Below are 12,449 nucleotides of genomic sequence, written 5' to 3'. Positions count from 1 at the left end.
GATTAGAGCCCTATATATTTCGGGTCAATAATAGCAAATGGAGGCTCGGCCCGGATATGTGCGGCTTGTGTGGAGAAGTGGTCTTTGGCGATGGCGACGCGAATGTGCGGCGCGTGGACGCGATGGCGCGCGCGATGGCTGCCCGCGGACCCGATGGCATGGGTGTCACCCAGCAGGGGCGCGTTGCGCTCGGCCACCGGCGGCTGAAGATCATCGATCTCAGCGAGCGCGGCGCCCAGCCGATGCAGGACCGGGACGCGGGCCTGTCGCTGGTCTTCAACGGTTGCATCTACAATCACGCGGAGCTGCGGGCAGAGCTGAGCAAGCTCGGCCAGCGCTTTGCCTCCACCAGCGATACGGAAGTGATCCTGAAGGCCTGGGCCCAGTGGGGCCGCGATTGCGTGGAGCGGTTCCACGGCATGTTCGCCATCGCGGTGCATGAGCGCGACACGGGCCGGGTGCATCTGGTGCGCGACCGTTTCGGCATCAAGCCGCTGTATCTGGCCGAAAGCAAGGGCCGCCTCGCCTTTGCCTCGACGCTGCCGGCGCTGCTGGCGGGCGGGGGTATCGACACCACGCTCGATCCGGTCGCCATTCACCACTACATGACCTGGCATGCGGTGGTGCCTGCGCCGCGCACGGTGCTGAAGGGCGTGCGCAAGCTGCCCGCGGCCACCATCCGCACCTATGATGTGAACGGCAGCTTCTCCGATCATGTCTACTGGAAGCCGGAGTTCGAACGCAGCAATGCGGATGAGACCCGGTCCGCCGGAGAGTGGCGCGACATGGTGCTGGACGGCCTGCGCACCGCCGTGCGCCGCCGCATGGTGGCCGACGTGCCGGTGGGCGTGCTCCTGTCGGGCGGGGTGGATTCCAGCCTCATCACCGGCCTTCTGGCCGAAGAGGGGCAGAAGGACCTTGCCACCTTCTCCATCGGCTTCGAGGAGGCCAATGGCGAGAAGGGCGACGAGTTCCATTACTCGGATCTGATTGCCCGCCACTACGGCACAAACCACCACAAGATCTTCGTGCCCTCCGCCGACATGCGCGCCGAGCTGCCCGCCGCCGTGAAGGCCATGTCCGAGCCGATGGTTTCCTATGACAACATCGGCTTCTATCTGCTGTCGCGGGAGGTGTCGAAGCACATCACGGTGGTGCAGTCGGGGCAGGGGGCGGACGAGGTCTTCGGCGGCTATCACTGGTATCCGCCGCTGGCCGGCTCCAACCAGCCGGTGGCCGACTACGCGGATGCCTTCTTCGACCGCACGGATGCGGAACTGCGCCAGCAGGTAAACCCGGAGTATCTGCCGGAGCGCGATGAAAGCCTTGCCTTCGTCGAGCAGCATTTCGCCCGGCCCGGCGCTGCCGATCCGGTGGACAAGGCGCTCAGGCTCGACACCAACATCATGCTGGTGGACGATCCGGTGAAGCGGGTGGACAACCACACCATGGCCTTCGGCCTGGAGGCGCGGGTGCCGTTTCTCGACCATGAGCTGGTGGAGCTCTCCGCCCGCATTCCGGCCCGGCACAAGCTGGCGCAGGGCGGCAAGGGCGTCTTGAAAGATGCGGCGCGCAAGGTGATCCCGGCGGATGTGATCGACCGGCCCAAGGGCTACTTCCCCGTTCCGGCGCTGAAATACCTGGAAGGCGAGACGCTGGAGATGGTGCGCGAGGCCCTGCACAGCCCGGCGGCGCGCCAGCGCGGCCTGTTCAACACCCGCTATGCGGACATGCTTCTGGCCGAGCCGAGGGAACACCTGACGAAGCTCAGGGGTTCTGCCCTGTGGCAGGTGGGCCTTCTCGAAATGTGGCTGCAGGAACAGGGAATCTGATCCATGAGCGAACTTGAGCTGAACCGTCCGCGCCGGGCCTATGACCACCGGCTGCTGCGGCTGCGTGAGCATGGGCTGAAGCCGGGCATACGCCTGGACGAGGCTGGCGGCGCCCCGGATGCGAGCGTTGATTGCGGCTGGGGACGGCTGATTTTTGGCGATACCTTCGCCGAGCCGAAGCCGCTGGTGGAGGCGCTGCTCGCCGAAGTGCCGGGGCGGCGGGACATCGCCATTTATGTGCGCGATCCCCATGTGCTGCTGGCGGCGGCCCCGCAGGATCTGTTTCTCGATCCCTCGCATATGTTCCGGCTGGATCTGGCGACCTATCGCACGGCCCGCAACCGCCGCCCGGGCTTCACCATCCGCCGCGCCTCCTCGCGCGCCGATGCTGAGGCCGTGAACCGGCTTTATGCCGAGCGCGGCATGGTGCCTGTGCCGCTCGACTTCTTCTGGTCACAGATGGACGCGCGGACGGTGACTGTGCTTGTCGCCGAGGAAGAGGAAACCGGCGAGATCGCCGGAACCGCCATGGGTGTGGATCATGACCGGGCAACGGATGGCGCGGCTGCAGGGGCCTCGCTCTGGTGCCTGGCCGTGTCGCCCAAGGCGAAGTTTCCCGGCGTAGGCGAGGCGCTGGTGCGCCGTCTGGCCGAGCATTTCAAGGGACGCGGACGGCCCTTCATGGACCTCTCCGTGCTGCATGACAATGAGCAGGCCATAAAGCTCTACGAGAAGCTGGGCTTTGCCCGCGTGCCCTATTTCACGGTGAAGAAGAAGAACACCATCAACGAGGCGCTCTATGCCGGGCCTGCGGTGGATGCGGCGCTCAATCCCTATGCGGCGATCATCGTCAACGAGGCGCGGCGGCGGGGCATTCACGCCGATATTCTCGATGCGGAGGGCGGATTCTTTCGCCTCTCCTATGGCGGGCGGCAGGTGAAGTGCCGGGAGTCGCTGTCGGAGTTCACCAGCGCCGTTGCCATGTCGATCTGCGATGACAAGGCCGCCACCCGCCGTGTGGTGGAACAGGCCGGCATCAGCGTTCCGGCGCAGGCGCTGGCAACTGATGAGGAAACGGTCAAGGCATTTCTTGCAGCCCATGGCAAGGTGGTGGTCAAACCGGCACGCGGCGAGCAGGGCAAGGGCATCGCCATTGGCCTCACCGGCCTTGAGGAAACCATGGCCGCCATTGCCGTTGCCCGCAACACTTGCGCCGATGTTCTGCTGGAGGCCTGCGTCGAGGGCATGGATCTGCGGCTGGTGGTGATCGATTACAAGGTCGTTGCCGCTGCCATCCGCAAGCCGGCGGAAGTCACGGGCGACGGCGCGACGCCGATCCGCGACCTGATCGCCGCCCAGTCCCGCCGCCGGGCGGCGGCAACGGGGGGCGAGTCCCGCATCCCGATGGATGCGGAGACCGAACGCTGTCTGGCGCTGGAAGGCTATGCTCTCGATGATGTTCCGGCGGCGGGCGTGACCGTGCGCGTGCGGCGGACGGCGAACCTGCACACCGGCGGCACCATCCATGATGTGACGGGCGAGACCCACGGTGCGTTGATTGACGCAGCCGTGCGGGCGGCAAAGGCCATTGAGATCCCGGTTACGGGCATTGACCTGATGGTGAAGAGCCCGCGCGAGCCGGAATATCACTTCATCGAAGCGAATGAACGGCCCGGCCTTGCCAATCACGAGCCGCAGCCGACAGCGGAGCGCTTCGTCGATTTCCTGTTTCCGCTGTCCATGCCCCAGCCTGTCCGGGCCGCCTGGCGCGGGGGAGGTGACCTTTGAGCCTGCCGTCCATTGATGTGGAGGAGCTGGAACGGGTGCTGATGGCGCTGCTGAACGTGCCAAGCCCCACCGGCTTCACCGATGAGGTGGCGCGCTGGGTCTGTGCCTATCTGGAAGATCTTGGCATTTCCTATGAAATGACCCGGCGCGGCGCAATCCGTGCCCGGCTTCCGGGCGAGGCGCCGCGTCCGGCCCGGGCCATCGTCTCCCATCTCGACACGCTGGGGGCGCAGGTGAAGGCACTGAAGCCCAACGGGCGGCTGGAGCTAGTGTCGGTCGGCCACTGGTCGGCCCGCTTTGCCGAAGGGGCGCGGGTGACCATCTTTTCCGGCGCAGGCGCCTACCGCGCCACCATCCTGCCGCTGAAGGCGTCCGGCCACACCTTCAACACGGAAGTGGACACCCAGCCCACCGGCTGGACCCACGTGGAAGCCCGTGTTGATGCGCTGTCCCGCTCGGCCACCGATCTTCACCGTCTTGGTATCGAAATCGGCGATATGGTGGCGGTGGATCCGCAGCCGGAGTTCCTGCCCAACGGCTTCATCGTCTCGCGGCATCTGGATGACAAGGCGGGCGTTGCCGTCATGCTGGCGGCGCTGAAGGCGCTGGTAAAGGACGGCTCCGTTCCGACGGTGGACACCTATTTCCTCTTCACCATCGCCGAGGAAACCGGCCACGGGGCAGGCGCCGTTCTGACGCCGGATATCGCTTCGCTGGTTGCCATCGACAACGGCACCACGGCGCCGGGGCAGAATTCGGACGAGTTCGGCGTCACCATCGCCATGGCGGACCAGACCGGGCCGTTCGACTATCATCTGACCCGCAAGCTGGTGGAACTCTGCCGCCAGCATGACATCCGCTACCAGAAGGATGTGTTCCGCTACTACCGTTCCGATGCGGCTTCGGCTGTGGAGGCAGGGGCGGATGTGCGCACGGCGCTGGCCACCTTCGGTGTCGATGCCAGCCATGGCTATGAGCGCATCCACATGCATGCGCTGCGCTCGCTGGCGGAACTGGCGGCGGCCTATGTGCTGAGCCCGGTCGAGATCCAGCGCGATGCGCAGGAGTTCTCGAGTGTGAAGGGCTTCACCCGTCAGCCGGTGGAGGAAGCCCCGCAGGTGCTGCGGCCCGACCTCGTGCCGCATCCGCAAGGATAGACCTCACAGCCCCGGCAGCGCAGCCTCCGCGCTGCCTGGGCTTTGCGGCTGTGCAGGCGCAATCAGGCCGAGCACCAGCGCTGCCGTGTCCTCGATCAGCCGTTGCTGCGGCGGCTGTGGTGCTCCCGTCTGCAGGCGCAGGAAGCCGGTGACCAGTTCGATGCGGGCGGCAAGGGCGGCTTCAAAGGGGGTGGCAATCAGCATCTGCCGCAGGGCAAGCCGCCATTCATCTTCCAGCCCTGCCACGAGCCGCGCCATCGGGCAGCCTTGCGCGTTGCGGGGCAGGCGGGCGAGTGCCCGGCCCAGAACCGTTCCGCACAGCCGCTGGCAGGCTTGGCTCAGGAACGCCGCCAGTTCCCCCGCCGTGGTGCGCTGAAATCCGGCCCGCCCGGCGCGCAGGTCCGATAGCCCCGCAAGCCCATGCTCAAGCGCTGCCAGCATCAGCCCGGCCTTGTCCGGCCAACGCCGCTGCAGCGCCTGCTGGCTTGTCCCCGCCGCCCGCGCAATCTCCGCCAGCCTTGCGCCATCGGGCCCATGCTCCGCAACGGCCGCCAGCGCCGCATCCAGAATGCGGACCGTCAGCGCCTCATCCTGATGGCGTCCACGCGGGGAGGGTGAGTTGGTTTGAGGCTGGGTCATGGTGGGGCTTTGGCACGGCTTTTCAGCCCCCCTCCTCCTCGTGGGGAGGGGTGAGGGGTGGGGGGGGACAGCGTTTCCGCTTGGCAGAAAAGTTATTAATTTCAGGCAGCTGTTCCTCTTGATGTCTCTTCAAGAAAATATCTATCTTTCAGATGGTTGTGGGCTCCCAGCCCCCCCACCCCTTACCCCTCCCCACCAGGGGGAGGGGTGCGGAGAGACCTTGCGCTGAAAATCCGCTCATTAATCCGGGCTGCACCTCAATGTGTCTTATTGCGGTATTCCTCCATACCGTAATTCATCCCGCCTCCATCCTCAACCCCCGGCCACCCTTGCCTTTGAACAAGCGCAGCGGAATAAGGGGGCATCTGTTTCATGAGACCATCCGGCACGAGGAAGCGCCATGTCTGTCGATATCAATACGGTGAAGCGCGTTGCGCGTCTTGCCCGCCTGAAGGTGAGCGATGCGGATGCCGAGCGCATGACCGGCGAGCTGAATTCCATTCTCCAGTTCGTCGAGCAGCTGGACGAGGTGAACATCGAGGGCGTCGAGCCGCTGACCTCCGTGGTGGCACAGACGATGAAGAAGCGCGCCGATGGCGTGACCGATGGCGGCTATGCCGCTGACGTGGTGGCCAATGCGCCGGCCACCGAAGACAACTTCTTCATGGTTCCCAAAGTCGTCGAATAAGCCGGGCAAGGACATCACATCATGACCGATCTGACCAATCAGACCCTTGCCGAAGCCCGCCGCGGCCTGCGCAACAAGGACTTTACCTCCGCCGAGCTGACGGATGCCTTCCTCTCGTCCATCGAGGGCTCCAACGGCGCCATCAACGCCTATGTCGCCGTGACGGCGGACAAGGCCCGCGCCATGGCCAAGGCCTCCGACGAGAAGCTGGCCAAGGGTGAAGGCGGCGCGCTGGAAGGCCTGCCGCTGGGCATCAAGGACCTGTTCGCCACCAGGGGCGATCACACGCAGGCCTGCTCGCATGTTCTGGATGGCTTCAAGCCGACTTACGAATCCACCGTCACGTCCAACCTGTGGGCCGATGGCGCGGTGATGCTGGGCAAGCTGAACATGGACGAATTCGCCATGGGCTCGTCCAACGAGTCCTCCTACTACGGCAACGTGGTCAACCCCTGGCGCAAGACCGGTTCCACCCAGGCGCTGGTGCCGGGCGGCTCGTCCGGCGGGTCGGCGGCAGCCGTTGCCGCCAGTCTGTGCCTTGGCGCGACGGCGACCGACACGGGCGGCTCCATCCGCCAGCCCGCCGCGCTCACTGGTACTGTCGGCATCAAGCCGACCTATGGCCGCTGCTCGCGCTGGGGCATCATCGCCTATGCCTCTTCGCTGGATCAGGCAGGCCCCATCGCCAAGACGGTGGAAGACTGTGCCATCCTGCTGAAGTCCATGGCCTCCGTCGATCCGAAGGACACCACCTCCGTCGATCTGCCGGTGCCCGATTATGAGGCCGCCATCGGCAAGTCCGTGAAGGGCCTGCGCATCGGCATTCCGCGTGAATACCGCGTCGAAGGCATGCCGGCAGAAGTGGAAGCTCTCTGGCAGCAGGGCATCGCCTGGCTGAAGGAAGCCGGTGCCGAGATCGTCGACATCTCGCTGCCGCATACGAAATATGCCCTTCCGGCCTATTACATCGTTGCTCCGGCAGAGGCTTCCTCGAACCTTGCCCGTTATGACGGCGTGCGCTACGGCCTGCGCGTGCCGGGCAAGGACATTGTCGAGATGTACGAGAACACCCGCGCCGCAGGCTTCGGCAAGGAAGTTCAGCGCCGCATCCTCATCGGCACCTATGTGCTGTCGGCCGGCTATTACGACGCCTATTACCTCAAGGCCCAGAAGGTGCGCACCCTGATCAAGCGCGACTTCGATCTGGCCTTTGAAGCAGGCGTTGATGCCATCCTGACCCCGGCAACCCCGGATGCCGCCTTTGCGCCGGGCGAGTTCTCCGATCCGGTCGCCATGTATCTCAACGACATCTTCACGGTGACGGTGAACATGGCCGGCCTGCCGGGCCTCTCCGTGCCTGCGGGCCTGTCCTCCACCGGCCTGCCGCTCGGCCTGCAGCTGATCGGCCGCCCCTTCGGCGAGGAAACCCTGTTCCAGGCCGGTGCCGTGATCGAAAAGGCCGCCGGCCGCTTCACCCCGGCCCGCTGGTGGTGACACCAGCCTGAGCGTATCTGGCTGAGATATCAGACCCGCCGGGGCAGCCCGGCGGGTTTGTTTTTGAACGCCCTTTTCCTCTTTCCTCTCCACCGTCACCCCGGCCAAGCGCAGCGCGAGCCGGGACCGGTGAGCCGGGGTGCCTGTTGCATGTTCGCATTGTTCATAGCCGGCAGGCCTTGGCTCACCGGTCCCGGATCTCCGCTTCGCTGCGTCCGGGAAGACGAAGGAGACGGGATCTCTGCAGTCTGACTAGCCTGATCGTGTAGTGTGCTTTTCTGAAACGGCATGGATGCCACGATCAAGCCGTGGCATGACGAAGTCTCTCGGGGGAGGGACACTCCCTGCAAGCCTCGGGCAAGGTCCGGCTCGTCTAAGCCGTAGAGGCCTGCGCGAAAGCCTTGCGGTGAGTCCCGGCTGTGTTGCCGTCCGTCTTTCACGCCAGCCCCCACGGATGCGTCTCCTCCTCAGGGATAGGGAGCATCTTGAGAGAGACGGCGATGATCGAAGACTATCTGATGCAGGCGCATGGCGCGGTGACCGCCGCCATGCAGACCCGTGGCCGCGGCCACCTGCCGCTGACGCTGGCCTATGTGGACTGGGAAACCGGCGTCCTGACGGCCGGGCTCGATTTCAGCGAAGGTCCGTCTGAGGAAACCTTCGCGCACCTGCGCTACCTCACCTGCGGCCTGCCGCTGCGCCTGCAGCCCTTCACGGCACGCCGGCACATGTCCAATCAGAACCGCATCCGCCCGGTCGTGGGCGGGATCCAGATGGTGGTGAACCGCAGCTATCAGGAGTTTACCGGCACCATCTGCATCGGCTGCAGCTATGATGATGGCTCCATCACGCCCAAACACGGGGTCCTCGTCTCCGGGCATGTGGTCAGCAAGACGAACACGACCGTCTATCAGAACAGCAAGGTGTCGCAGGACAACATCGGCAAGGTTCTGGTGATTGCCAACTGGAAGACCGGCAGCTGCGATGCCGCCTTCGTTGCCAAGACTGCGGCTGCCGCCGTCACCAAGGGGGAGATCTGGACGGCGGCCGGGCCCTATTTGCGCGTGACGGCTGTCGCCGGGGATGACGTGATCGTGCCCGGCCTTGATGTAAAGATGCTGGGCATGAACAACGACGCCCCGCAGCAGGGCCAGGTGGCTGCCACCGGCGTCAGCGTCACCTTCGCCGTGGGCGAATATGACGAGCCGCAGACCCTGACCAATCAGGTTCTGGCGTCCTATGCCTCCGAAGAGGGCGACAGCGGCGGGCCGGTCTATACGCAGGTGGGAACCAATACCAACGTCACCTTCTGCGGCATCAATGTCGGTTCCTGCTCCAACACCGATGTAACCGCCAGCACGCCGGCCGTCGGCGCCGGGACCTATGGCATCTTCTCCCCCTGGTCCCAGATTGATGCCGCCTTCGGTGGAAGGCTGAATGTCCTTTCGGCTTGACGGTGTGAATTGAGCACGGTCTTCTGCCAGCCTTTCTGCCGGATTTATTCCTGTCGTAGCTGGAGAAGGCCGTGTTTGACGTTGATACCGTTGTCATCGGAGCAGGGGCCGTTGGGCTGGCCGCTGCCCGTGCTTTGGCTGAAAGCGGGCGCGAGGTCTTGGTGCTGGAGCGCCATGGACTGATCGGTTCGGAGACGAGCTCCCGCAATTCCGAGGTCATTCACGCGGGGATCTATTACCCGGAAGGCAGCCTGAAGGCCGGACTTTGCGTGGAGGGCAAGAACCGGCTCTATGCCTATTGCGCAGCGCGCGGCATCGGTCACCGGCGCTGCGGCAAGCTGATCGTGGCAACCTCTGATGAGCAGGTGGCGGAACTGGAGAGCATTGCCGCCCGCGCTGCCGCCAATGGCGTTCATGATCTGGCGTTTCTGACGCGGGCTGAGGCGCAGGCGCTGGAGCCGGCACTGGCCTGCGAGGCTGCGCTCCTGTCGCCCTCCACCGGCATTCTCGACAGCCACGGCTACATGCAGGCGCTGGAAGGGGACATTACCTCGCAGGGCGGGCAGGTGGTGCTGCACAGCTGTGTGGCCGCAATCCATCACCGCAGCGGCGGCGGCTTCGAGCTGCTGATGGAAGGACCGGAAGGGTACAGGCTTTCCTGCCGCCATCTCGTGGTCAGTGCGGGTCTCTCCGCAATGCGGCTGCTGTCGACGCTGGACGGCTATCCGCAGCGGCCGTTCCACATGGCCAAGGGCAACTATTTCCGCCTGTCCGCCCGCCCGCCGTTCTCGCGTTTGATCTATCCGGTGCCGGAGCCGGGCGGCCTTGGTGTGCATCTGACGCTCGATCTGGCAGGGCAGGGGCGCTTCGGACCGGATGTGGAATGGACCGGCGAGGAGGATTACAGCGTCGATCCGGCGCGCGCAGCCGGATTCTACGCCGCAATCCGCCGTTATTGGCCGCATCTGCCGGATGAAGCTCTGCTGCCTGACTATGCAGGTATTCGCCCCAAGCTGACAGGTGAAGGCGAGGCTTCCGCAGATTTCCTCATCGAAACTGAGGCCGGTCACAAAATCGCCGGCCTTGTGAATCTTCTCGGAATCGAATCGCCGGGATTGACGGCTTCATTGGCGATTGGCGCCCGCGTTGCCTTGATTGTTAATGATATGTGAAGGCTGTTTGGCGTTCTGCGAATTACTGCCGCATTTCGTTTCTAAAAAGAGGGGCAGGAAGACCAGATTAAGGGTTTGGTATTCCTGTTTTGCGAGGTGTTCAGAAAACGTGAGGTAAACGGTGCCGCATTGCAGCATTTTTATGGACGAGAGGCCTAAGTATCTCATATTATTGTCGCATCGCCTTGTGTTATATGCGACCTCCAAGGCCTTCCTGCAGCGCTGGTGACCCACTTTCCTCGGGCAAATAACGTGATCAATCGACGCAAGTTTCTTGTGACAAGTTCGCTGTGTCTCGGCTCTCTCGCTGGAGCCCTGAGCCTCGCGCCGCGCACGGCTTTTGCGCAGGCCGGCGGTGGTGCCCCGGCGCCCGCGTTCTCTTTTGAAGCGCTTGTCGAGCAGATGCGGCAGAAGGCGGGTGAGTCCTTCGATGGCACTGTGGCCGAGCTGCCGGAACGCTTCGCCGCGCTCGACTATGACCAGTACCGGGCCATCCGCTTCCGGCCGGACAAGGCAGTCTGGCGCGACGCTGGCGTCAGCTACGAGATGCAGGCCTTTCCTCCCGGCGGGCTCTACACCAAGCCGGTCCAGATTTATGAGGTGGATGGGCCGAACCTGCGCGAGCTGCATTTCACCGGCGCAGACTTTGAATACCGCGAGCCGCTCAATGCGGCGGACTTCGAGGGGCAGGACCTGCCGGGTGTCGCCGGTTTCCGGTTGCATTATCCGCTGAACCGGCCCGAGTACAAGGACGAACTGATCGCCTTCCTGGGCTCCAGCTATTTCCGGGCGCTTGGCAAGGGGTCGATTTATGGCCTGTCCGCCCGCGGCCTTGCCATCGATACGGCGGCCGGCAAGCCGGAAGAGTTTCCGCGCTTCACGCGTTTCTTCATCGAGCGGCCGCAGCCGGGGCAGAACAGCCTCAAGATCTGGGCCGAACTGGAGAGCGAGCGCGTCACGGGCGCCTATGCTTTCGTGGTGACGCCGGGAATCAACACGGAAGTCGAGGTCGATGCCCGCATTTTCCTGCGCGGAGATGTGGACCGGCTGGGCATTGCGCCGCTGACGTCCATGTATCTTTTTGGTGAGAATGACCGGCTTGGCTTTGACGATTTCCGCCCCGAGGTTCACGACAGCGACGGGTTGCTGATCCTGCATGATTCCGGTGAACGGCAGTGGCGGCCGCTGGTGAACCCGCGCAATCTCGGGCTCTCCTTCTTCTCAGCGGAAAAGATCAAGGGCTTTGGACTGATCCAGCGGGACCGGAATTTCGAAAACTATCAGGACACGGAAGCCAAGTACGAGCGCCGTCCGTCCCTGTGGATCGAGCCGCTGGATGATTGGGGCAAGGGCCATGTGATGCTGGCGGAAATTCCTTCGCAGAAGGAGATCCACGACAACATTGCAGCCTTCTGGATTCCCTCCGGTCCGGCCAAGGCCGGGGCGGAGCTGCGGTTCCGCTACCGCATGTATTGGGGCCGGGAGCCGGAACCGGGCACGGAGCTTGCGCAGATCACCGATACCCGCACCGGTCACGGCGGCAGCGCGGCCTCGGATTATGATCCGGCCCTGCGCAAGTTTGTTGTCGAATTCAGGGGCGGGCCGCTGATGCCGGTTGGCCGTGACGCCAATATTGAACCGAAACTCTGGGTGCAGAATGCCGAAGTGCGCAATCCGCTGCTTCAGCAACTGCAGCCGGGGCACTGGCGCTTCATCTTTGACCTTTACAGGCAAGACAACAGCAGCCCGTCTGAAATGAGCTTGTCTCTTGTCCTGGACGGCAAGACCGCGACAGAGACTTGGATGTACCAATGGAACAAAACGGTATGAGTGGAGTTGTAATGGGAGACCAGGAGGCTTCTATGTCGATTGAAACAGACTTTACTGCAGGCGCTGAACAGTCAGTGGTTGCAGCTGGTTTGGAGTTTGTCCGCGCCCACACGGGCCGGGCGGATGTTGAGGATGCTGTGCTCGTGCAATCGGTTGCCGAAACGCTGGCCCTGCTGGGTCTTGAGCGCGATGCGGAAGAGCTGCTGGCTCATCCGGAGAGCGATGCGGCAACTCTGCGTCTCGTGGCGTCCTGTATTGTTCTGCCGCAGCCGCAAGTGGCGCTTGCGATGCCCGAGCATAACCTGCAGGGACGGCTGGTGCCTGCGTGGCTGCGCTCTGCTGCGGGTGCACGCAGCCTGTTTGGCGCGCGTCCTCCGGTGGGTGAGGGCTGACAT

At 64.1% G+C, this 12,449-nt stretch carries 10 protein-coding genes; 9 read left to right on the top strand and 1 reads right to left on the bottom strand.

Annotated features, from left to right (window positions below):
* Positions 1-56 precede the first annotated feature (56 nt).
* From ACVNHC_RS05220 to ACVNHC_RS05210, 3 genes are read left to right on the top strand one after another with little or no spacing between them, the layout of a single operon-like run.
* Positions 57-1,832, top strand: a complete 1,776-nt coding sequence (locus tag ACVNHC_RS05220; RefSeq protein ID WP_457166623.1) for an N-acetylglutaminylglutamine amidotransferase — start codon at positions 57-59, stop codon at positions 1,830-1,832.
* Between the two features lie 3 nt (positions 1,833-1,835).
* On the top strand, positions 1,836-3,620 hold the full coding sequence (ngg, locus tag ACVNHC_RS05215) for an N-acetylglutaminylglutamine synthetase (protein WP_457166622.1): 1,785 nt from the start codon (positions 1,836-1,838) through the stop codon (positions 3,618-3,620).
* Between the two features lie 2 nt (positions 3,621-3,622).
* The gene (locus ACVNHC_RS05210; RefSeq protein WP_457166910.1) at positions 3,623-4,777 is read left to right on the top strand and encodes an osmoprotectant NAGGN system M42 family peptidase; all 1,155 of its coding nucleotides are present in this window, start codon (positions 3,623-3,625) and stop codon (positions 4,775-4,777) included.
* A gap of 3 nt (positions 4,778-4,780) precedes the next feature.
* Here the strand turns inward: ACVNHC_RS05210 and ACVNHC_RS05205 are convergent, their stop codons facing one another.
* The gene (locus ACVNHC_RS05205; RefSeq protein ID WP_457166621.1) at positions 4,781-5,416 is read right to left on the bottom strand and encodes a TetR/AcrR family transcriptional regulator; all 636 of its coding nucleotides are present in this window, start codon (positions 5,414-5,416) and stop codon (positions 4,781-4,783) included.
* 400 nt (positions 5,417-5,816) lie between these two features.
* Here ACVNHC_RS05205 and gatC point away from each other — a divergent pair, with 400 nt between their 5' ends.
* The 6 genes from gatC (at position 5,817) to ACVNHC_RS05175 (ending at position 12,446) form a co-directional block, all read left to right on the top strand.
* On the top strand, positions 5,817-6,104 hold the full coding sequence (gene gatC, locus ACVNHC_RS05200) for an Asp-tRNA(Asn)/Glu-tRNA(Gln) amidotransferase subunit GatC (protein WP_019966277.1): 288 nt from the start codon (positions 5,817-5,819) through the stop codon (positions 6,102-6,104).
* Positions 6,105-6,125: 21 nt separating this feature from the next.
* A complete protein-coding gene (gatA, locus tag ACVNHC_RS05195; RefSeq protein ID WP_186393548.1) occupies positions 6,126-7,598 on the top strand; it encodes an Asp-tRNA(Asn)/Glu-tRNA(Gln) amidotransferase subunit GatA in 1,473 nt (490 codons plus the stop codon).
* Positions 7,599-8,098: 500 nt separating this feature from the next.
* The gene (locus ACVNHC_RS05190; protein WP_457166620.1) at positions 8,099-9,052 is read left to right on the top strand and encodes a hypothetical protein; all 954 of its coding nucleotides are present in this window, start codon (positions 8,099-8,101) and stop codon (positions 9,050-9,052) included.
* Between the two features lie 71 nt (positions 9,053-9,123).
* Complete coding sequence (locus tag ACVNHC_RS05185) at positions 9,124-10,224, top strand: NAD(P)/FAD-dependent oxidoreductase (RefSeq protein WP_457166619.1); 1,101 nt, start codon at positions 9,124-9,126, stop codon at positions 10,222-10,224.
* A gap of 252 nt (positions 10,225-10,476) precedes the next feature.
* Positions 10,477-12,054, top strand: a complete 1,578-nt coding sequence (locus ACVNHC_RS05180; protein WP_244274434.1) for a glucan biosynthesis protein — start codon at positions 10,477-10,479, stop codon at positions 12,052-12,054.
* Between the two features lie 32 nt (positions 12,055-12,086).
* The gene (locus tag ACVNHC_RS05175; RefSeq protein ID WP_050471643.1) at positions 12,087-12,446 is read left to right on the top strand and encodes a hypothetical protein; all 360 of its coding nucleotides are present in this window, start codon (positions 12,087-12,089) and stop codon (positions 12,444-12,446) included.
* Positions 12,447-12,449 lie beyond the last annotated feature (3 nt).

It is taken from the genome of Pannonibacter sp. Q-1, assembly GCF_054073275.1.
The sequence above is the reverse complement of the archived record's forward strand: the minus strand, read 5'-3'. Positions and strand labels throughout refer to the sequence as shown.